Origin of the sequence: Xanthomonas sp. NCPPB 1754 (genome assembly GCF_041475725.2) — a bacterium.
Taxonomy (GTDB): Bacteria; Pseudomonadota; Gammaproteobacteria; order Xanthomonadales; family Xanthomonadaceae; genus Xanthomonas; species Xanthomonas euvesicatoria.
Genome location: NZ_CM192982.1, coordinates 4630636 through 4651740 on the forward strand (window position 1 = coordinate 4630636; position 21105 = coordinate 4651740).

Genomic DNA, 21105 nt, shown 5'->3' on the forward strand with positions numbered 1-21105 from the left:
CGGGAACAATGGCCGGCGCTCGCCGCAGCAACGTTATCTTTCGCACTCGGGGTAAGGGGGACGCATGTTGGATCTGATACAGGGCCGTATGGCACTCCGGATCGCGCCGGTCATTTTGCTGGTGGGCCTGGCCGCCTGCTCCAAGCAGGAAGACAAGGCCGCCACCACCACGCCGGCGACCGGCGCCACACCGGCGGCAACGGCACCCACGCCGGCCACGGCGGTCTCGCCGCAGGTGCAGTCGATGGCTGCCGAACAATTGCGCGAATCGGCCACCAAAGCGCTGCAGGACAACCGCATGTACGCCCCGGCCGGCGACAACGCGGTGGAGTACTACCTGGCCTTGCGCGAGAAGCAGCCGCAGGATGCCACCGTCAATAGCGCACTGACCGATCTGCTTCCCTATACCCTGATCGCCGCCGAACAAGGCATCAGCCGCGAAGAATTTCCCGAAGCGCAGCGTTTGATCGCGTTGATCGAGAAGGTCGACCCGCAGGCACCGGCATTGCCGCGCCTGAAGAGCGGCCTGGAAACGGGCATGAAGACTGCTGCCAACCGCTCCGAGCAGGATGCCGAGCTGGCCAAGAAGCAGGTCGAGGACAAGGCCAAGCAGGCGGCCGAGCAGAAGCGTCTGGCCGAGCAGCAGAGCCGCGAGGCCGCCGCTGCCCAGCAGATTGCCGCCCAGCAGGAAGCGGCCCGCCAGCAGGCCGCCGAGGCCGAGCGCCAGGCCGCTGCGCGGCGTCAGGCCGAAGCGCCGGCACCCACACCGGCGGCACCGCGTCCGGCGCCGGCAGCCGCCGCTGCAGCCGCACCGGCCGCGCAGTCGCTGCGTCCGATCAGCACCCCGGCACCGCGCTACCCCGCCGAAGCCCTGCGCTCGGGGACCTCGGGCGAAGTGCTGGTGGAACTCACGGTCGGTACCGACGGCTCGATCACCGCCTCGCGCGTGCTGCGCGCCAACCCGCCGCGCGTGTTCGACCGCGAAGCCCTCAACGCGGTCAAGCGCTGGCGCTTCGAACCGGTGGCCGCACCGGTGACCACGCGGCGTACGCTGTCGTTCAATCCGGGCGATTGATGCCCGCGTCGTTGATGACATGGAAACGCAAAAGCCCGCAGCGATGCGGGCTTTTGCGTTGTGGCGGTGGTGCAGCGTTGCAGGGTGCCGCCGGAACTTGCCGCAAACAGCCGCCACCCAACACCCTCAGCCCGAAATCGCCAGACGCTCCTGGTGATACCGGCGCACTGCCGCATACCACAGCAGTGCCGCCACACCGAAGCCGGCCAACAGATACACCGCCCAGGTCTGCAGGTTGATGGTCTCGTGGCGGATCACCTTCAACAGCATCTGGTTCTGCGCCAGAAACGGCACCGCAAAATGCCACAGCTGCGTCTTCAGCGGATAGGCCATCAAGGCGTAGCCCGGCAGCATCGGCAGCAGCAGCAACCAGGTCATGTGCGCCTGCGCTTCCTTCATGCTCTTGGCCGCGGCGGCCAGATAGGTCAGCAGCGAAGTGCCGACAAACAGCATCGGTACCAGGATGAAGAGCATCTGCAGCATCGGCACGAAGCCGACGTTGAGCTGGCGGCCCAGGTTGGATGTGGAGAGCTGCGCGCTCAGCTTGAATGCCAGCAAGGTGAGCAACAGCGACACCATGCCGATCACGCAGGCCGCAGCGATCTTGCCGCTGACGATGGCGCTACGCGGCGCCGGCGTGGCCAGCAACGGCTCCAGCGACTGGCGTTCGCGCTCGCCGGCAGTGGCGTCCAGAATCAACGAGGCGCCGCCCAGAAACGAGGTGATCACCAGCAACACCGGCAGCAGCATCGCCATCATCTGGCCGCGCTTGGCTTCGGCAGTGGCCAGGTCTTGCGCGGCCACTTCCAGGGGCCTGGACACCTGCGCATCGATACCGCGCGCCAGCAGCCGCAATGCGCCGACCTGCTGGCTGTAGCCGGTGAGCGCGGCCTGCAGGCGCATGCTCGGCACATCGGCCTCGCGGCGGGTGCTGTCCTTGATGATCTCCACCAGCGCCGGCCGGCCTTCGCGCCAATCCTCGGCGTAGCTGTCGCTGATGCGCAGTGCCACATCCACATCCTGGTTGCGAATGGCCGCGGTCAGATCGGCTGGCGCATCCACGGCATTGAGCCCCTGCGCGGCCAGGAATCGCACCAGATTCGGTGCGTTGCTGCGCCCGAGCGTGGGGATCTCCAGCGGCTTGTCGATCTGCGTGCGCACGCGGCTTTCGCTCAACGCGCCCATGCCCAGGATCAGGATCGGGTACAGCAGCGGCGACAACAGCAACGCCAATGCCAGGGTGCGCCGGTCGCGCGAGATGTCGCGCAATTCCTTGCGCAGCACGGTCCACAGCGTGGACAACAACGATGTGGTGCTCATGCGTGCAGTCCCTCGTCCGAGCCGATCGCCTTGACGAAGGCGTCTTCCAGGTTGTGTTCACCGGTGGCAGCGCGCAGTTCGTCGGCGCTGCCGGCCGCCACCACCTTGCCCTTGGCGATGATGACGATGCGGTCGCACAGCGCGGCGACCTCTTGCATGATGTGGCTGGAAAAAATCACGCAGCGCCCCTCCGCACGCAGTTGTTGCAGGAAGCCGCGCATGGCGCGGGTGGTCATCACGTCCAGTCCGTTGGTGGGCTCGTCCAGGATCACGTTGCGTGGATCGTGCACCAATGCGCGCGCAATCGCGGTCTTGGTGCGCTGGCCCTGGCTGAAGCCTTCGGTCTGGCGGTCGAGAATATCGTCCATGTCCAACGCGCTGGCCAGCAGGTGCGTGCGCTGTGCGATCTGGCTGCGCGACAGGCCATGCAACTGGCCGAAGTAGGCGATGTTCTCGCGTGCGGTCAGGCGCTTGTAGACGCCGCGTGCGTCCGGCAACACCCCGAGTGCGCGGCGCACCGTCACCGGGTCGCGGGCGGCATCCACGCCATCGACCGTGACGCTGCCCTGGTCGGGCGTCATCAACGTGTAGAGCATGCGCAAGGTGGTGGTCTTGCCGGCGCCATTGGGGCCGAGCAGCCCGGTGATCTGGCCGTCGGCAGCGCTGAAGCTGACCCCGTCGACGGCTTTCACCAGACCGGTCTTGGTCTTGAACGACTTATGCAGGGTATCGACGACAATCATGCGAGCGCCTCCGTGGCGTGGTCGATGCGACTCATGGTTCCCATCCGTTGAACGAGGTGAAGGCAGGCACGGTGTTGAGGCTGGCAACGCAGGTGGTATCCAGCGCCTTGGCATCGGCGGTCTGCATGAACTGGCTCAGCACCTTGGGCATGCAGCCCAGCCGGAACACGCCATGCCCCTGCCCGGGCGCGATCACATGCCGGCCGTTGGGCAGCCCCTGCAGCACGCGCTCGGCGTAGCGTGGCGGCGTGACCGGGTCGAGCGCGCCGGAGAGCAGCAACACCGGCAAGGTGGAGCGGAACGGCGCGCTTGCGGCGGCCGGCGCCGGCTTGGACGGCCACACCTTGCACGGTGCGAAGAACATCTCGGCGACCTCGTTGCCCAGCAACGTGGTGTCCTGGTGTGCGGGTGGGTGATAACGCCCGGCATCTTCGCTGCACAACACCGACCATTGCATCAGGCGATTCATCTGATCGGACATGCCCGATGCGCTCATCTGCGCCAAGGCCATCAACGAGGCGTAACGGCCTGCGGCAGCTTCGTCCAGCACCAACGGCAGCAACGATGCGGTTTCCGGCGCATACGAGAAACCGAACGCCAGGCCGGCCACGGTGTCGGCAGTGACCTGCTCGTGGCGTAAGCCACCGGTGCGCGGGTCGCGGTAGTCCACCGCCACCGGCGCCTGCCGCAGCCGCTCGACCACCTGGCGCAACTGCGTGGCGGTATCGACCGGAAAGCGCCTGGCGCATGCTGGCTGCTGGCGGCATTGCGCAGACTGCAGCGCGATCGCATCTTCGAAGGTGCGCGCGAACTCGCCGCCGATCACCAGATCGTTCGGCGCCACGCCATCGATCACCACGCTGCGCGTGTGCTGCGGATAACGCGCGGCGTAGTGCTGCGCCACGCGCGTGCCGTACGAGGCACCGATCAGATTCAGCGTCTGCACGCCCAGCGCTACGCGGACCGCATCCAGATCGCCGATGGCCTCGCTGGTGGTGTAGTAGCGCGGGTCGGCGTCGTTGCGCAAACCGTCGGCACATCGGGCCGCATACGCAGTCAATTGCTCGGCGGAGGCCTGGCTGCTGTTCTCCAGCGCCAGCGGCTTGCCCGCCGCGTCGCGACACTCCAGTGGATGCGAACCGCCGGTGCCGCGCTGATCGACCAGAAAGATGTCGCGCTGCTTGCGCACTTCGTGCAGGCCCATGTCCACGATCGCCGCGACCTCAGTGGCCGATTGCCCCGGTCCACCGGCGATGAAGAACACCGGGTCCGGCGTGCTGCCGGCGCCGGCTTCGCTTTCCAGCCAGGCAATCTTCAACGCGATGCTGCGCCCGCTCGGCGCGGCCGGATTTTCAAGCACGCGCAGGCTCGCGCATTGCGCTTCGATGTTGCCGGCAGCACCACCAGCGCTCAGCGTGCACGGCGTGAACAGCAGCGTGCCGTAACGATTGCCCGCGGCAGTGCCGGGCGGCATTTTTGAGGCGGACTGCTGCGCAGTCGTACCCGGCGCTGTCGCGGTGGATTTTGCTGCAACGTCGTTTGCTGCGGCCGGCGCTGCGGCGCGCTGGCATCCGGCAGCCAGCATCGCCATCAGCACTGCCGCCACCATCGTGGATTGCTTGACCATCGTCATCCTGTCTCCTGGCATTGCCTGTCCCCCGACGCTGCATGCGGCCACACGTGACCGTTACTGCCCGTCTTCGTAAAGAAAAACGTGCTCGATCGATTCCCCAAACAGGCGTGCGATCCGAAACGCCAACGGCAGGCTGGGATCGTACTTGCCTGTTTCCAGCGCGTTGATCGTCTGCCGCGACACACCCAGCCGTTCGCCGAGTTCTCCTTGCGACCACCCATTGGCCTCGCGCAATTCGCGCACGCGGCTATTCATTCAAAACGACGCGCGTGGATGCTTTTGGTGATGCCGTAGATGGCGCACAGCAACGGAAACACCCACAGCATCGCCGCGCTCGCCGGAACATCGATCAGCGCGGCGGCCTGCAGAAATCCGGCCGTCATGTACGCACCGCTGACCAGGCCGGCGGCAATGGCGATCGCTTCCAGCTCGATCCGTCGTTGCATCTCGTCCGAATCGCGCACGTAACGCGCCACCGCACGAATAACCAGTACCACCAGCACCGCCGGCAGCAGGGCGATCAATACGCGCGCCCAGTGCGGCCCGACATGCCCGAGCAGATAGCGCCAGAACAGCATCACCAGCACGTACAACAGCATCGGGATGCCGAATTCGCGGTAGTACCGCCGCGCCAACGCCGGACGGGTGCTATCGCGCGGATTGCCGCGCGCCAGCCACATCGGCACCGACAGCAGCATGCATGAGCCACCAATACCGGCACTGACCCCGGCTAGGTAGTTGTTCAACGGCAGCACGTGCCACAGACCCAGCAGCCCAATGCCGAGGAAGACCAGCCCCACGCAGAACACCAGCAGCGCCTTGCGCTTGCAGCTAGTCATCGCACGACCTCGGCGAAGCCATGACGCGCTGCCCGATCGCTGCGCGCACGCCCGGCGACCGTGCGCACAGCGCATCGCGTTGCGCGGTGATGCCTGCAATCCATGTGCCTATGCTGCCGCCGCATCTCAGTCGCCTGTCAAGTACGCTTGACAGGCAAGATGCGCCCACTGGCGCTTGCTGTCAAGCACCCTTTACACATTCCAATGCGGTTTTTTTTTGCGTCCGCCGTCATTGCCTGGCCCAAGCGGCGAACACCCGTCGCGGGATGTCGGCAGGTAAGACAGACGACACACAGCCGCCGCAGCGTACGCACGGCACATCCGATGCCAAGCCGCGGCAGCAGCCGCGTTCGCATGGCGGCTGCCTAGCGATGTTGTTGGCCCCGCGACATCACTCCGCATGTCGGCAGTGGTCTGCCGCATATGCGTTAGGCTGCCGGCTGGCACTTCAGCAGGAGCGGCGATGCGTTCACATGTCTTGTTGGCAGCGGCGCTGTGCTGCGTGACGGCTTCTGCACCGGCGCAGCACGCAGCGCCGCGCACGATCCAGCTGGATCTGGCCACGGCGGTTGCGCCGATCGATCGTTTCTACGACCTGTCGGTTGGCTCGGATTTTCCCGGCACCTTGATTCGCAGCGACACGCAGGCGCATCTGCTGCCTGCCGTGCAAGAGTTGGGGTTTCGCTACATCCGCTTCCACGATGTCTTCCATGATGTGCTCGGCACCGTCAGACAGGTCGACGGCAAACTGGTGTACGACTGGACCAAGCTGGACCAGTTGTACGACGCACTGCTGGCCAAGCGCATTCGCCCCTTCGTCGAACTGGGCTTTACCCCAAGCGCGATGAAGACCTCCGAGCAGACGCTGTTCTACTGGAAGGGCAACACCTCGCATCCGGATCCTGCCAAGTGGAGGCAGTTGATCGATGCGTATGTGCGCCACATCCGCGCGCGCTACGGTGCCGAGGAAGTGCGCCGGTGGTATTTCGAAGTGTGGAACGAGCCCAATCTGAAGGATTTCTGGGAGAACGCCGACCAGCAGGCGTACTTCGATCTGTATGCGAACACGGCGCGCACCATCAAGGCGATCGACCCGCAACTGCGCGTCGGCGGTCCATCCACGGCAGGCGCCGCCTGGGTGCCCGAGTTACTGGCCTTTATCGCCACCAACAAGCTGCCGATCGATTTCGTCACGACACATACCTATGGCGTGGATGGCGGGTTTCTCGATGAAAACGGCAACCAGGACACCAAGCTGTCTGCGTCGCCGGATGCCATCGTCGGCGATGTGCGGCGCGTGCGCGCACAGATCCAGGCCTCGCCGTTTCCGGATCTGCCGCTGTACTTCACCGAGTGGAGCAGCAGCTATACGCCGCGCGATTTCGTCCACGACAGTTACATCAGCGCGCCGTACATCCTGACCAAGCTCAAGCAGGTGCAAGGCCTGGTGCAGGGCATGAGTTACTGGACCTATACCGATCTGTTCGAAGAACCCAGCCCACCGCCCACGCCCTTCCACGGCGGATTTGGGCTGATGAACCGCGAAGGCATTCGCAAGCCGGCCTGGTTCGCCTACAAATATTTGAATGCACTCAAGGGCCGCGATGTGCCGCTGAGCGACGCACACTCCCTCGCCGCAGTGGACGGCACGCGTGTCGCCGCGCTGGTGTGGGATTGGCAGCAGCCCGTGCAGGCGGTGAGCAATACGCCGTTCTACACCAAGCAGGTGCCCGCCACCGATAGCGCACCGTTGCAGATGCGCATGACCCACGTGCCTGCCGGCACCTACCAGTTGCAGGTGCGCAGGACCGGCTATCGGCGCAACGACCCCTTATCGCTGTATATCGACATGGGCATGCCCAAGGCGCTTGCGCCGCGTCAGTTGACGCAGTTGCAACAGGCCACGCGCGATGCGCCCGAACAGGACCGGCGTGTGCGTGTGGGCGCCGATGGCGTGGTTGCCATCGCGGTACCGATGCGCAGCAACGATGTGGTGCTGCTGACGCTGGAGCCGGCGGCGCACTGACTGCAAGCGCCAGGGTGCCGCGCATCAGGACGACGGGGCGCGACACGCCCATGCAGGCCGTCACGCGCGCCTGGACCATAACCGGCCGAGAGTGAGCGCAATGGTGTGTCGGCCGCGCTTACTTCAGATAGGTCTTGAGGATGGCCGTGATGTCATCCACTGCCAGCTCACGCTCACCCAATGCATCCGGCGCGGCCACGTGATGCTTCAGGTGCTCGCTGAGCAACTCGACCATCAAGCCCTGCGCCGCGCCGCGAAATGCGGCCACCTGGGTCAGCAACGCGGTGCAGTCCACGTCTTGCGCCAGGGCTTTTTCCAGCCCCTCCACCTGCCCGCGGATCCTGCGCACGCGCGCGATCAGTTTCGATTTGTCCTGATTGAGATGTGCCATGCCATATACCCCCTGGGGGTATTTAGGATACCCTCTGGGGGTACCTTAGCCAGAGCTACCGCCGATGTCGACCACGCACGCTGCGCCGCATTGCGCGCAGTCGCATACCTTTGCCAGCGCCAACCCGATCGCCGAGCGCAGCACCCGCAAGGCGGTGATCCTGACCGTGCTCATGATGGCGGTGGAGATCGTGGGCGGTTGGACGCTCAATTCCATGGCCCTGCTCGCCGACGGCTGGCATATGAGCTCGCACGCGTTGGCGCTGGGACTGGCGTTGTTCGCCTACCGCTTTGCGCGGCAGCATGCCGGCGATGTGCGCTTCACCTTCGGCACCTGGAAGGTGGAGGTGCTGCGCGGTTACACCAGCGCGGTCCTGTTGCTGGGGGTTGCCGCGCTGATGGCATTCCAGTCGGTGGAACGCTTGTTCACGCCCAAGCCCATCCAGTATCAGGAGGCCACCGTGATTGCGCTGATCGGCCTGCTGGTCAATCTGATCTGCGCATGGTGGTTGCGCGACTCGCATGGGCATGCGCACGGTCATCACCATGGTCACGTGCACGCGCATGACAGTCACGGACATGCGCACACGCACGAGGGTCATGGTCATGGCCAGGAGGCGCACAGCGATCTGAATCTGCGCGCGGCGTATCTGCACGTGGTGGCCGATGCCGCGACCTCGGTGCTCGCCATCGTGGCACTGGTGGCCGGCATGCACTGGGGCGTGACCTGGCTGGACCCGCTCATGGGCATCGTCGGCGCGGTGCTGGTCACCGCCTGGGCCTGGGGGCTGCTGCGCAGCACCGGCAGCGTGTTGCTGGATGCGGAGATGGACGCGCCGGTGGTGGCCGAAGTGAAACAGGTCATCGCCGAGCTTGGGCATGCGATCGACATCGCCGACCTGCATGTCTGGCGGGTCGGCAGCGAGCGTTATGCCTGCGTCGTCAGCCTGGTCACTGCAGCCGATATCGATGCGGAGCTGGTGCGCCGCGCACTGCAGATCCATGAAGAACTGGTGCATGTCACGGTGGAGCTGCAGCGCCCGGCGCTTCTGGACGCTGCCGGCTAAAACCGCAGCAACTTGGCGTCACACGCTGCAGGCCACAGCACGCCTGCAGACACAGGCGGCATCGACGCGCCGCCTGCATGCCACCTCAGACCTTGGGCGGCGTGGAGCTGACGTACTTCTCGCGGCGAATCTGCGCACTCGGCAGGCCGGCGGCTTTGAGCGCGTCCAGGCAGGTGTCCACCATGTCCGGGTTGCCGCACAGGTAGGCGATGTCGTGCGCGGCATCGGGCGCGAACTCGGCCAGGTGCTGCTGCACGTAGCCGTGCCGCACATCGGCATGCGGCTGCTCGGGCACTTCGCGCGAGAAGCACGGCACGTAGCGGAACTGCGGGTGCGCATCGGCAAACGCGCGGAAGTCGTCGCCGTACAGCAGCTCGGTCGGGGTGCGTGCGCCCTGCAGCAACACCACCTGCACACCGCGGGTGGCGATTGCCTCGGCCAGCAGCGGCAGCATCGAGCGGTACGGGGTGACGCCGGTGCCGGTGGCGATCAGCACGTAACGCTGGTTGTGATCGCCCGGCTGCAGGCAAAAGCGCCCGTAGGGGCCGCTTGCCTGCAACTGGTCGCCAATCTCCAGGCCTTCGAACAAGGCCGTGGCCGAGCCGCCGGGCACGAAGCTCACCGCAATCTCCACTGCCTCGCCCGGCCCCAGCGCATGATCGTGGATGGTCGCCAGCGAATAGCTGCGCTTGGTCGGCGTGCCATCGGCATGGTCGAAATGGATCTGGATGAACTGGCCGGGCTGGAAATCCAGCGGCTGGCCGTCGTCACGGACGAACTGGCAGTGGGCCACGGTGGGCGCAATCATGCGCCGGTCGACAAGCTTGAGGGGGAATTGAACGGGCACGAACGTATTTGGGACAGTCTGTGATCGGGGCAAGCCCCAACGGGCTTCTATAATAACGGGCTGCAACTCGCTGCGCCGTCACCCTGGCGCGAAGGACCCGGCTTGAATTCCCCATCTCCCCGTGCGCCCGCCCTGCGCGTGTGCGATCTGCGCAAGACCTACGACAACGGCACCCAGGCGCTCAAGGGCGTCTCGCTGGACGTGGCGCCAGGCGATTTCTTCGCCCTGCTCGGCCCCAACGGGGCGGGCAAGTCCACCTTGATCGGCATCATCAGCTCGCTGGTGAACCTGTCCGGCGGCCAGGTGGAAGTGTTCGGCACCGACCTGGTCGCCCACCGCAGCGATGCGATGCGCCTGATCGGCCTGGTGCCGCAGGAAATCAACTTCAACCTGTTCGAAAAGCCGTTCGACATCCTGGTCAATTACGCCGGCTTTTACGGCATGCCGCGCAGCCAGGCGCAGGCACTGGCCGAAGTGGAACTACGCCGCGCCCACCTGTGGGAGAAGGCCCAGGTGATGAGCCGCACGCTCTCCGGCGGCATGAAGCGCCGGCTGATGATTGCCCGCGCCATGATGACCCAGCCGCGCCTGCTGATCATGGATGAACCCACCGCCGGTGTGGATATCGAAATCCGCCGCGACATGTGGCGCGTGCTCAAGGACATCAACGCCGCCGGCACCACGATCATCCTGACCACGCATTACCTGGAAGAGGCCGAGCACCTGTGCCGCAACCTGGCCATCATCAATCACGGCCAGATCGTTACCCAGGGGCCGATGCGCGAACTGCTGGCCAAGCTCGACGTGGAAGGCTTCCTGTTCGATATCGACGGTGAGCTGCCCACGCAGTTGCCGGTGATCGAAGGCACCACGCTCACCGCCATCGACGGCCACACGCTGGATCTGGACATGCCGCGCGCGATGGACCTCAACCGCGTGTTCGCCGCGCTGGGCGACGCCGGTATCCGCGTGCGCTCGATGCGTACCAAGAGCAACCGGCTGGAAGAATTGTTCGTTCGTCTGACCGGGCCTGGCGAGACCGTCGCCGCCCCGGCTCCTGCCGCAACGGCGCCCGTGCGCCCGGCAGGCCACCCATGAGTCCTTCGGAGCCGTCGATGTCCGCCACGCCCGCCACACCCCGCCAACGCAACTGGATTGCGCTGGGCACCATCGTGCGCCGCGAAGTGCAGCGCATACTGCGCATCTGGGGCCAGACCCTGGTGCCGCCGGCCATCACCATGACGCTGTACTTTTTGATCTTCGGCGGGCTGATCGGCTCGCGCGTGGGCGAGATGGGCGGCTACAGCTACATGCAATTCATCGTGCCGGGCCTGGTGATGATGAGCGTGATCCAGAACAGCTACGGCAACATCTCTTCGAGCTTCTTCGGCGCCAAGTTCGGCCGCCACGTGGAGGAACTGCTGGTCAGCCCGATGCCCAACTGGGTGATCCTGTGGGGCTACGTGTCCGGCGCGGTGCTGCGCGGGGTGATGGTCGGGGCGATCGTGCTGATCATCGCGATGTTCTTCACCCCGGTGCGGATCCCGCATCCATTGGTCACGCTGACCACGGTGCTGCTGGGCGCGACCATCTTCTCGCTGGCCGGCTTCGTCAACGCGGTCTACGCCAAGAAGTTCGACGACGTGGCGATCGTGCCCACCTTCATCCTGACCCCGCTGACCTACCTGGGTGGCGTTTTCTACTCGGTAAAACTGCTACCCGGCTGGGCCGAAGCGGCCACCCACGCCAACCCGATCTTCTACATGGTCAACGCGTTCCGCTACGGCCTGCTCGGTAGCTCGGACGTGCCGATCTGGGTCGCCTACGCATTGATGCTGGGCTTTGTCGCCGTGCTCAGCGCGTTGGCGCTGTGGTTGCTGCGGCGGGGTGTGGGGCTGCGGAGCTGATGGCCATGCGCATCCTGATCCTGGGCGCCGGCGGCACCGGCGGGTATTTCGGCGGACGTCTGGCGCAGGCCGGCGTGGATGCCACCTTCCTGGTGCGCGAAGCGCGTGCGGCGCAGCTGCAGGCCGACGGCTTGCGCATCCGCAGCCCGCTGGGCGATGCCGATCTGCAGGTGGCGCATGTCACCGCGCAGGACTTGCCGGCATTGGTGGCGCAGCGGCCGTTCGATCTGGTGATCTTGAGCTGCAAGGCCTACGACCTGGACAGCGCGATCGAGGCGATTGCGCCGGCGGTGGGCGAGCACACCACGGTGTTGCCCATCCTCAACGGGCTGCGCCATTACGCGGCCCTGGACGAGCGCTTCGGCGCCGCGCGGGTACTGGGCGGGCTGTGCTTCATCAGCGCGACCAAGGGCGAGCACGGCGAGATTGTGCACCTGGGCAAGCCGGCGGCGATCACCTTCGGCGAGCGTAGCGGTGACGCACATTCGACCCGGGTGCAGGCATTTGCCGCCGCCTGCGCGCAGGCCAGCATCGACCACGTGGCCAGCACCCAGATCGCGCAGGAGCAGTGGAACAAGTACAGCTTCCTCACCGCACTGGCCGCGGCCACGTGCCTGATGCGTGCGCCGGTCGGCGCGATCGTGGCCACCGACGACGGCCGAGCGTTGATCAACGGCCTGTACAACGAATGCCTGTGGGCTGCCGATGCGGCCGGGCAATCGATTCCCGAGCCGGCACGCGCCAAAGCGTTGCAAACGCTGCTGCAGGTGGATTCGCCGCTCAAGGCCTCGATGCTGCGCGACCTGGAAGCCGGCCAGGACGTGGAAGCGGCGCAGATCGTCGGCGACATGCTGGCGCGCGTGCGCGAAACCGGGCGCAACGCGCCTCTGCTGATGGCGGCCAATGTGCACCTGCAGGCGTATCAAGTGTTGCGGCATAGTTGATCATGGCGGGCAACTGGGGCCGCCTGCGCGTGTGAGCCGTCTGCGCCATCCGCCCTTCGGGCACCTTCCCCCGCAGGCGGGGGAAGAGCGCGGGACAAAGGATGCGGGTCGCTACACGGCAATGGGCCAAAGGCCTGCATATCCATTCCACCGCGTTGCTCTGGGACGTCACTTCTCCCGCTCGCGGGAGAAGGTGGCGCAACGCGCCGGATGAGGGTGCGCCGGGTTGGCGTAGCCTTCGCGCTGCAACGACGCGGTGCACACGATGCTCTGCTTCCCATCGCCCACTTCGCCCCTGATGAAAGCGCTCAGCCACCTGTTTCGTGCCGGTCATTTCGTGATCCTGGCGTTCTTCGTGCTGTGCGCGGCGGGCCTGGTGACGATGGCCGGGCTGGAGTTGTGGCACGGCTTCACACCCGGCGGCGACATGGTGGTGCGCGACCGTTTCAACGTCGTGCTCGAAGCCATCGGCCTGCTGACAGTGGCGCTGGTCACGCTCGAACTTGGCCAGACCATCTTCGAAGAAGAGATCCTGCGCGACGTCAAGGTCAGCGGCCCGACGCGCGTGCGGCGGTATCTGTCGCGCTTTTTCGTCGTCATCGTGATCGCGCTGGCGATCGAAACGCTGGTGTCGATCTTCGAACTGATGCATGCCGACCCGGCCAAGCTGCCTTACGCGGCTGCCGTCGGCTCCTGCGCGGCACTGCTGCTGATTGCCTGGGGTGTGTTCGTCAAACTCAATCGCAGCGCCGAAGAGCTGGAACCGGAGGCGATGGAAGAAACCAAGCGCGAAGACCGCGAAGTACAGGAGTAAGCGCGCTCACGGCGGCGAGCACCACGTCGCGAGCGGTCGTCAGGCGGGTGTGGATGAAGCGCAGCAACCGCAGTGCACGTGATACATACCGCACCGAGCACTGGCTGCGCTCACATGGCGGCAACGCAGTCGTCTTATTCGCTGCTCTTAGCCGGCTGCCGGCAGCGGCGGCACCGCCGTCGGCTTGCCATCGGCATCGAGCGCAATCATCACGAACTGCCCGCGCGTGCACAGCTCGCGTGCGCCGCTGAGCAGGTCTTCGGCGATCAGTTCCACTTCCACCGTGATCGAGCTACGCCCCACCAACACCACGCGGGCGATGGTTTCCACCATCTGGCCCTGGCGGATCGGCAGCTTGAAATCCACCTGATCCGAACGCGCCGTCACCACGGTGCGGCGCGCATAGCGCGAGGCGGCCAGGAACGCGGCCTTGTCCATCCACGCCAGCGCCTGCCCACCGAACAGCGTGCCCAGATGGTTGGTGTGATTGGGAAACACGATCTCGGCCATGCGGGCTTCGGTCGGTGCAACGGGCGTGGAACTGGTCATGAAGAAGTGCCGTAAGAAGGAAGGATAGCCAGCCCGATCATCTGCGCAGCGGCGGCAGGAAGCTCAGGTCCAGGTGGTAGCGCACTGGCCGCTGCGGATCGACGAACACCCGCAGCGACTGCCCCTCGCGCAGGAACGGCTGCGGATCGGTCCACAGATTATCGCTGCGATACTCGGTCAAGGTGTCGTGCGTGCGGTCGTGGCGATGGGCCAGGATACGGAACGGGTGCACGCCGTTAACCTGCAAAGACGCATTGCGTTCAACGCACACAAAACGCGCCTCCACCACCGTGCCATGCCGGCGCAACCACGCAGCACGGCGCGCATGCCAGACGCGATAGCCGAGGATGCCACCACCCACACCGCCGAACGTCACGCCCAGCAGCAACAAGATCCAGCGCGCCTGATCCGGCAGCAGCGCCGCACCGGTCAACAAGCCCAACCCCGCCAGCAGGAAGCTCCAGGCGACGATGGTGACCGTGGTGTTCATTGCCGGGCACCTTGCATCGACCGGGCGCCCGTCGCCATCACAGGCCGCTGCGGACCGCCGCTTCCACCTGCGCCGGCGACTGAAAGCCGGGCAGACGCGCCACTTCACTGCCGTCGCGGTAGAGCGCCAGGGTCGGCGTCTGGCGCAGGCCCAGCTCGCGGAAGAAGTCCTCGCCCACCACTTCCAACTTGACCTTCAACAAGGCCACGCCATTGGCGGCATCGCTGGTGGCGAACTTGTCCAGCGACATGTCGAGCATGCGGCAGCCGGGGCAGTTATCTTTGTAGAAATCCACCAGCGCGCGCGGATGCGCAGCCAGGGTCTGGGTGTAGTGCTCAGGCGACGTGACGGTAATGGTCTGCATTGGGATCGTTCTTGCATTGGGCCAGAACCGTATCGGTCCAGGCGGCGATGGCCTGCGCGTCGCGCTGGCCGTGGGGCATCTGTTCGATGGTCAAACGGGGAAACGGGCTGTCGAAGAAGCGCGCGATTCGGTGCACCGCACCGCAGAAATACTCTTCGCCCCACTGCGTTTCGCCGGTGCCGAACACGGCAACGCGCGGTGGCTTGCCCAGCGTGTCGACCAGCTCGACGATGAAACGCTTCATCTCTGCCGGCGTACGGCCGCCGTTGTCGGTCCAACTACCAAGCAGAAACAACGCGTACTGTCCTGGCGCATGCGGCACCTGGGCCAGGGTCTGCATGTCGGTTTCCACCCAGGTCACCGCATGCCCAGCCGCTTCGCACTGTCGCGCGACACTGCGCGCCACATCGCGGGTGTTGCCGCTCAACGATGCCAGGGCGAGCAGGATGTTCATGGGGCGGGGATGGGGGAGTCGGGATTGGGGATTCGCAAAAGCCGCAACTGGTACGTCATTGAAAGTCCTTGATCGATGTGTCTTAGCGCAGTGCTGCTGTGACGAATCCCAAATCTCCAATGCCTAATCCCGGCGCTTCAACGAATCCCAAATCCCAAATCCCGGCTCCTCACAGATCGTCGAAGCCGTTATCCGAATTGGTCTTCTTGTACGAGGCATTGCGCATCTCGAAGAAGTCGGTCTTGGTTTCGGTGAAGTTGTCAGCGTAGGCCTTGATCCACGGCATCACGTTGTCGTTGGCGCCTTCGTACAGCTTCTCGATGCCGAGCATGCCGGCCATCTTGTTGGCGCGGTACTTCACGTAGCGGATCATCTCGTCCACGTCGATGCCGTCGATGCCGTCCAGCACTTCGGCGGTCCACTGGGTTTCCAGGTCGATCGCGTGCTCGAAGGCCTTGTGCACGTAGTCGGTAAGCTCGTCGCCCTGCAGCGCCTGGTTCTCGCCGATGATGGCGCGGATCAGCTCGCTGATGAACTTCGAATGCGCCAGTTCGTCGCGGTTGATGAAGCTGATGATCTTGCCGGTGCCGGTCATGCGGTTCTGGCGGACCAGATTGTAGAAATACGCAAAGCCGGAATAGAAGTTGATGCCTTCCAGGATCGAGGACTGGATCAGCGAACGGATCAGCGTTTCGGCCGTCTTCTCGCGCATGAAGTCTTCGTAGGCGCCCATGATCGGCGCGTTGCGCTTGATGATGGTCGGGTGCGTGCGCGCGATTTCGAACACGCGGTTCTGGTCGGCCAGGCCGGTGATCGAGGCCAGCACGTAGCTGTAGCTCTCGTTATGGATCACTTCCTGCTGGCCGATGATCGCGGCATTGGCATGCGCGGCCGGGTCGGTGATGTATTCGGCGACGTTGTAGATGAAGCGCGTCTGCGGCGAATCCAGCGTGGCCAGCAAGCCGATGATCGAGTCGTAGGCGTTCTTTTCGCGCGCCGACAGCTCGTTGTACTGGCGCGCATCGCCCTTCATGTCCACCTCGTCGGGGATCCAGAAGTTGGTCGACAGCTCCTTGTAGGCCCGATAGAAGGACGGGTACGGAATATCGTTCCAGTTGAGGATGCCCGAGGTCTGGCCGTTGATGATGCCGGTCGAACGGTTCGGGTTGCGCGGCTCAAGGATCTTGATGCGGTCGAGCGGTGTTGCGGACATGGGTTTCTACTCGTGTTTCAGGCGCCGCGCGTACAAACAAAAACGGCGGCGCAACAAATCAATCTGGAGGAAAGCCCCCTGAGTCAGGGGGCGCGCCGAAGGCGCGGGGTGTGGATACTTGTGAAGCAGGGTCCACGGTTCGCAACGCGAACCGTGGAAGCGAAGCGCGAATGCGCTTAGCTACTGCATGCGCTTTAGCTCGAACACCACTCGCACTCACTGATGTCGATGTCGTTGGAGCGCACGTAGTACGTGGTCTTCAACCCTTCGCGCCAGGCGGTCATGTGTAGGTCCAGCAGCGTGCTCGCACGGATGGTGCTGGGCACGTAGAAGTTGAAGCTGATCGACTGGTCCACGTGACGCTGGCGACGCGCGTTCTGGCGCACGCTGGCGAACTGATCGACCTTGTAGGCGCCCTTTTCGTAGTACGGCCAGGTCTCCAGCGACAGGCCGGGCGCGGCAACCGGGCGACGGAAGTCCTTCTTTTCTTCGTAGTAGAACGCGCTGTAGATCGGGTCGATCGAGGCGGTGGAACCGGCGATCTGCGCGGTGCTCATGTTCGGCGCCACCGCCAGCATCCACGCATTGCGCACACCATTGACCGCCACCTGCGCCGACAGCTCCAGCCACTGCGGGCTATTGTAGTCGCGTGCACGGAAGTACTCGCCGTTGTGCCAGTCGCTGCCGCGGAACACGCTGTAGGTGCCCTTTTCCTTGGCCAGCTCCATGCTCGCCTGGATGGTCAGGTAGTTGATGCGCTCGTACAGCTCGTCGCTGTAGTCCTCGGCTTCCTTGGCATTCCAGTGGATGGACTTCTGCGCCAGCAGATGATGCCAACCGAAGGTGCCAAGACCGATCGCGCGGTACTTCTGGTTGGTGATGGTGGCCTGCGGCACCGGCAACTGGTTCAGATCGATCACGTTGTCGAGCATGCGCACCTGGATCGGGATCAGGCGCTCCAGCACGTCGGCGCCCAGCAGATCGGCCTGGTCGGCCTGCACGGTGATCGCGCGGCCCAGGTTGATCGAGGACAGGTTGCACACGACGAAATCGCCCGCCTTCTTGGTGGTGACGATCTGATTGCCGCTGATGATCTCCTGCATCATCCGCGTCGGGCTCATGTTCTGCAGGATCTCGGTGCACAGGTTGGACGAATAGACCATGCCCTCGTGCTTGTTCGGGTTCTTGCGATTGACTTCATCGCGATAGAACATGAACGGGTTGCCGGTTTCCAGCTGGCTGACCATGATGCGCTTGAAGATTTCGATCGCCTTGACGGTCTTGCGCGTGATGCGCTCGTCGGCGACGACTTCTTCGTACTTGCGACGGAAGCTGCCGTTGGCGTCGCCCTTCTTCTCGTCATAGAAGTCCTGCAGGTACCAACCCTTGATCCGCTTCACTTCGTGCGGGTCGAACAGGTACCAGTCGCCGCGGCGCTCGACCGCTTCCATGAACAGGTCGGGGATGCACACCGAGGTGAACACGTCATGCGCGCGCAGGCGCTGGTCGCCGTTGTTCAGGCGCAGGTCCAGGAACGCTTCGATGTCGCGGTGGAAGATGTCCAGGTAGACCGCGATGGCGCCCTTGCGCTGGCCCAGCTGGTCCACCGACACGGCGGTGTTGTTGAGCTGCTTGATCCACGGCACCACGCCGCCGGACGAGTTGGACACGCCGCGGATCGCCGAACCCGACGAACGCACATAGCCCAGGTAGGCGCCGACGCCGCCGCCGTGCTTGGACACGCGCGCCACGTCAGTATTGGAGTCGTAGATGCCCTGCAGGCTGTCGTCGACGGTGTCGATGAAGCAGCTCGACAGCTGGCCGCCGACCTTGCCGGCATTGGCCAGGGTCGGGGTGGCCACCGTCATGTACAGGTTGGACAGCGCCCAGTAGGCCTCGCCCACCAGCTGCATGCGGCGCTCGCGGCTGCCCTTGCCGGTGCCGATCTCGTCCTGCATCAGGTACAGCGCGATCGTCAGCCAGCGCTCCTGCGGCAGTTCGAACACACCACGCGAGCTATCGGTGGCCAGGTAACGCGTGGCCAGCAGGTACAGGCCGTTGTAGGCGAACAGCTTGTCGCGCTCGGGCTCGATCATCTTGCCGGCTTCGATCAGCTCGTCCTTGGAATAGCGGCGCAGGATGTCGTTGGAATAGACATTGCGGTCGGCCAGGCTCTCCTGCAGGCCGACGAACGAGCCGTACTTCTGGCTGGCGTCGTAGAAACGGTTGCGGCTGGCGCGCTTGTACAGGCGGCGCAGATACAGACGCGCAGCGAAATGCTCCCACTCCGGGGTGGTCAGGTCGACGCGGGCTTCGGCCTCGCGGATCAGGTGGTCGACCAGGTCGTCGGCGTTGACGCTGTCCTTGCGCTCGACAAACCCGAACACCGAGCGCTTGTAATCGGCCACGTCCAGCTGCGGGAACTCGGCATGGATCTGGTCGATGGCGCGATTCAGGCGCTCCGGCTCGAACGGAATCTTGCGATTGCCCGCTTCTTTCGTGATCCAGGTGGAGACGTTTTGTTCTTCGATGGTCTGTGCGTGCATTGCAATGGCTTGGCGGGGAGGCGGCACGATGTCCGACGGGTCGGTCACTTCCGGCGCGCCGCAGGCGGGCGCGGCAACGCTGGCGGGAACGCTGGTGGGTGTTGCGGTACCGGCGGCGATCGCGGAAAGGGTGTCGTTGGTGGTCATGCGTCCTCCATGCGTAGGCACACGAACCTGCCGGAGCAGGCAACGACCGAGCGGCGTCCAGGGTGCATTGGCGACACAGGACGCACAGCGCGCAGGCCATGGCCTGCGGCGGCATCACCCACCAATTTCCCTCAACTCCCACGGCCGCCATCACGCGGTGTGCTGTCGCATGATGGTGTTCGGTGGCAACGCGCTGCCGTCATCGGGCCGGAAGCGACCGCGGCAATGCCGGGGCGCGTACAGGTCGCTGAGATGGGAGCCGCAGGCAATGTCGCACTTGCGCATCGCCTTCGTCTGATCGGTGCCACTTGGGGGCGGTCACCACCGAACCCCAAGATAGTGGGGTACCCCCAGGGGGTCAACACCAAATGTGCCCAAATTGCGCCGAGCGTTGCGGCACAACGGGCTGCGCTGACGAGCGGTCGCCTCGCGCGGCGGGAGGACGAATCCGACTGCGCAGGTCAAGTCGGGAGGGTCCTGATTCGCTCGCCGCACTCACCCGCCGTCGACACCAGGCGTGCTATCGGTCGCGTTTTTTTACCCGCCGGGCGACCCACGCGCCACCAGCCGTTCAGCGACCGCGCAAGCTCGCCGGTGATCGCTCAGATCTCGGTCGGCCCGAGATGGTGGCGCTTGCGGTAGCGGATCGACGACCACACCGAGGCGGCGATGAAGGCCACGCCGATCAGGCCGGTCAGCACTTCCGGCACGTGGTAGACGGTGCCCACCAGCATGATGATCGCCAGCACGCCGATGGCGTAATGGGCGCCGTGCTCCAGGAACACGAATTCGTCCAGGGTGCCCTTGTGCACCAGGTAGACGGTCATCGAGCGCACGAACATCGCGCCGATCGCCAGGCCCAGCATGATGATCACCACGTCGCGGGTGATGGCGAAGGCGCCGATCACACCGTCGAACGAGAACGAGGCATCCAGCACTTCCAGATACAGGAACGCGGCGATGCCCGAACGCTTGGCCGGGCCCATGCTGCCGTCTTCGCTCTCTTCGGCCTCGAACAACGCATCCACGCTGCCGACCAGCAGATACAGCAGGATGCCGCCCAGGCCTGCGAACAGCACGCTCTGGAAGATGGCCTCCGGCAGGAACAGCTTGGTGCCCAGCAGCACCGACACCGCCACGATCACCGACATCGCATCGGCCTTGCCCAGCTTGCCGACCAGCCGCTCCACCGGGCCCAGCCAGTGCAGCTTGCGTTCCTGGTCGAACAGGAAATTCAGGAACACCAGCAGCAGGAACATGCCACCGAAGGCGGCGATGGAAGGGTAGTTATCGGTCAGCACCTGGCTGTAGCGGTCCGGCTCCTTCAGCGCCATCTGCATCACCGGCACCAGGCCCATGCCGGTGGCCACCGACACGATCACGATCGGGAACACCAGGCGCATGCCGAACACGGCGATCAGGATGCCCACGGTCAGAAACAATTTCTGCCAGAACGCGTTCATGTGCTTGAGCACGCCGGCGTTGACCACCGCGTTGTCGAACGACAACGACACTTCCAGCACGCTCAGCACCAGGCACAGCCACAGCGCCTGCCAGATCCCCATCGATGAGGTATGGCCCCACCACGCAGCCAGGCCCAGGCAGATGGCGGTGACCACGAACGACATTCTGAAATCGCGAAACATTGACACTCCCAGGCGGGCCGAGACGACAGCCGGAGCAATGGGCCAGATCGAGGCCTGGCAGCCCGGCGTGCAGTGGAGGATGGGGGACCGC

General features: G+C 64.9%; 21 protein-coding genes. 7 read left to right on the forward strand and 14 right to left on the reverse strand.

The window, feature by feature from the left end; translation table 11 throughout:
- Positions 1-64 precede the first annotated feature (64 nt).
- Positions 65-1075 carry an energy transducer TonB gene (locus tag ACCQ15_RS19975; RefSeq protein WP_372380972.1) on the forward strand — a complete coding sequence of 337 codons (1011 nt, stop codon included), beginning with the start codon at positions 65-67 and terminating at the stop codon, positions 1073-1075.
- Positions 1076-1201: 126 nt separating this feature from the next.
- Here the strand turns inward: ACCQ15_RS19975 and ACCQ15_RS19980 are convergent, their stop codons facing one another.
- From ACCQ15_RS19980 to ACCQ15_RS20000, 5 genes are read right to left on the reverse strand one after another with little or no spacing between them, the layout of a single operon-like run.
- Positions 1202-2395 carry an ABC transporter permease gene (locus ACCQ15_RS19980; protein WP_008571232.1) on the reverse strand — a complete coding sequence of 398 codons (1194 nt, stop codon included), beginning with the start codon at positions 2393-2395 and terminating at the stop codon, positions 1202-1204.
- Positions 2392-3138 carry an ABC transporter ATP-binding protein gene (locus ACCQ15_RS19985; RefSeq protein WP_008571231.1) on the reverse strand — a complete coding sequence of 249 codons (747 nt, stop codon included), beginning with the start codon at positions 3136-3138 and terminating at the stop codon, positions 2392-2394. The genes ACCQ15_RS19980 and ACCQ15_RS19985 overlap by 4 nt, the downstream gene beginning before the upstream one ends.
- Positions 3139-3169: 31 nt before the next feature.
- On the reverse strand, positions 3170-4771 hold the full coding sequence (locus ACCQ15_RS19990; protein WP_136732945.1) for an alpha/beta hydrolase: 1602 nt from the start codon (positions 4769-4771) through the stop codon (positions 3170-3172).
- Positions 4772-4825: 54 nt separating this feature from the next.
- Complete coding sequence (locus ACCQ15_RS19995) at positions 4826-5026, reverse strand: helix-turn-helix transcriptional regulator (protein WP_008575151.1); 201 nt, start codon at positions 5024-5026, stop codon at positions 4826-4828.
- A complete protein-coding gene (locus tag ACCQ15_RS20000) occupies positions 5023-5610 on the reverse strand; it encodes a hypothetical protein (protein WP_011348946.1) in 588 nt (195 codons plus the stop codon). The genes ACCQ15_RS19995 and ACCQ15_RS20000 overlap by 4 nt, the downstream gene beginning before the upstream one ends.
- A gap of 463 nt (positions 5611-6073) precedes the next feature.
- Between ACCQ15_RS20000 and ACCQ15_RS20005 the strand changes: the two genes are divergently transcribed.
- On the forward strand, positions 6074-7636 hold the full coding sequence (locus ACCQ15_RS20005; protein WP_372380973.1) for a GH39 family glycosyl hydrolase: 1563 nt from the start codon (positions 6074-6076) through the stop codon (positions 7634-7636).
- 118 nt (positions 7637-7754) lie between these two features.
- Here the strand turns inward: ACCQ15_RS20005 and ACCQ15_RS20010 are convergent, their stop codons facing one another.
- Positions 7755-8027 (reverse strand): metal/formaldehyde-sensitive transcriptional repressor, encoded by a 273-nt coding sequence (locus ACCQ15_RS20010; RefSeq protein WP_031424722.1) that lies wholly within the window; start codon positions 8025-8027, stop codon positions 7755-7757.
- A 64-nt stretch (positions 8028-8091) separates the two neighbouring features.
- Here ACCQ15_RS20010 and dmeF point away from each other — a divergent pair, with 64 nt between their 5' ends.
- Positions 8092-9093, forward strand: coding sequence for a CDF family Co(II)/Ni(II) efflux transporter DmeF (dmeF, locus tag ACCQ15_RS20015; protein ID WP_372380974.1), 1002 nt, complete (start codon positions 8092-8094; stop codon positions 9091-9093).
- Positions 9094-9178: 85 nt separating this feature from the next.
- Here dmeF and ACCQ15_RS20020 read toward each other — a convergent pair whose 3' ends face one another.
- A complete protein-coding gene (locus ACCQ15_RS20020) occupies positions 9179-10006 on the reverse strand; it encodes a ferredoxin--NADP reductase (RefSeq protein WP_372380975.1) in 828 nt (275 codons plus the stop codon).
- A gap of 36 nt (positions 10007-10042) precedes the next feature.
- On the opposite strand from ACCQ15_RS20020, the gene ACCQ15_RS20025 reads away from it, so the two are divergent.
- The 4 genes from ACCQ15_RS20025 (at position 10043) to ACCQ15_RS20040 (ending at position 13605) form a co-directional block, all read left to right on the forward strand.
- Entirely contained in the window at positions 10043-11038 is a 996-nt protein-coding gene (locus ACCQ15_RS20025; protein ID WP_372380976.1) for an ABC transporter ATP-binding protein, read from the forward strand.
- Positions 11035-11847 (forward strand): ABC transporter permease, encoded by an 813-nt coding sequence (locus ACCQ15_RS20030; protein ID WP_029820666.1) that lies wholly within the window; start codon positions 11035-11037, stop codon positions 11845-11847. The genes ACCQ15_RS20025 and ACCQ15_RS20030 overlap by 4 nt, the downstream gene beginning before the upstream one ends.
- The gene (gene panE, locus ACCQ15_RS20035; RefSeq protein ID WP_173363331.1) at positions 11847-12791 is read left to right on the forward strand and encodes a 2-dehydropantoate 2-reductase; all 945 of its coding nucleotides are present in this window, start codon (positions 11847-11849) and stop codon (positions 12789-12791) included. The genes ACCQ15_RS20030 and panE overlap by 1 nt, the downstream gene beginning before the upstream one ends.
- A gap of 298 nt (positions 12792-13089) precedes the next feature.
- Positions 13090-13605 (forward strand): hypothetical protein, encoded by a 516-nt coding sequence (locus ACCQ15_RS20040; protein ID WP_029820668.1) that lies wholly within the window; start codon positions 13090-13092, stop codon positions 13603-13605.
- Between the two features lie 147 nt (positions 13606-13752).
- On the opposite strand, the gene ACCQ15_RS20045 is transcribed toward ACCQ15_RS20040, so the two are convergent.
- From ACCQ15_RS20045 to ACCQ15_RS20075, 7 genes are all read right to left on the reverse strand, one after another.
- The gene (locus tag ACCQ15_RS20045) at positions 13753-14154 is read right to left on the reverse strand and encodes an acyl-CoA thioesterase (RefSeq protein WP_011348953.1); all 402 of its coding nucleotides are present in this window, start codon (positions 14152-14154) and stop codon (positions 13753-13755) included.
- A 37-nt stretch (positions 14155-14191) separates the two neighbouring features.
- Complete coding sequence (locus tag ACCQ15_RS20050) at positions 14192-14644, reverse strand: DUF3592 domain-containing protein (protein WP_029820669.1); 453 nt, start codon at positions 14642-14644, stop codon at positions 14192-14194.
- A gap of 37 nt (positions 14645-14681) precedes the next feature.
- The gene (locus ACCQ15_RS20055) at positions 14682-15008 is read right to left on the reverse strand and encodes a thioredoxin family protein (RefSeq protein ID WP_005914813.1); all 327 of its coding nucleotides are present in this window, start codon (positions 15006-15008) and stop codon (positions 14682-14684) included.
- Positions 14980-15462 (reverse strand): flavodoxin, encoded by a 483-nt coding sequence (locus ACCQ15_RS20060; RefSeq protein WP_109290469.1) that lies wholly within the window; start codon positions 15460-15462, stop codon positions 14980-14982. The genes ACCQ15_RS20055 and ACCQ15_RS20060 overlap by 29 nt, the downstream gene beginning before the upstream one ends.
- A 169-nt stretch (positions 15463-15631) precedes the next feature.
- Positions 15632-16675 carry a ribonucleotide-diphosphate reductase subunit beta gene (locus ACCQ15_RS20065; RefSeq protein ID WP_005914812.1) on the reverse strand — a complete coding sequence of 348 codons (1044 nt, stop codon included), beginning with the start codon at positions 16673-16675 and terminating at the stop codon, positions 15632-15634.
- A gap of 194 nt (positions 16676-16869) precedes the next feature.
- Positions 16870-19368, reverse strand: coding sequence for a ribonucleoside-diphosphate reductase subunit alpha (locus tag ACCQ15_RS20070; protein WP_218502721.1), 2499 nt, complete (start codon positions 19366-19368; stop codon positions 16870-16872).
- A gap of 602 nt (positions 19369-19970) precedes the next feature.
- Complete coding sequence (locus tag ACCQ15_RS20075) at positions 19971-21014, reverse strand: DUF475 domain-containing protein (protein WP_008575120.1); 1044 nt, start codon at positions 21012-21014, stop codon at positions 19971-19973.
- Between the last annotated feature and the right edge of the window lie 91 nt (positions 21015-21105).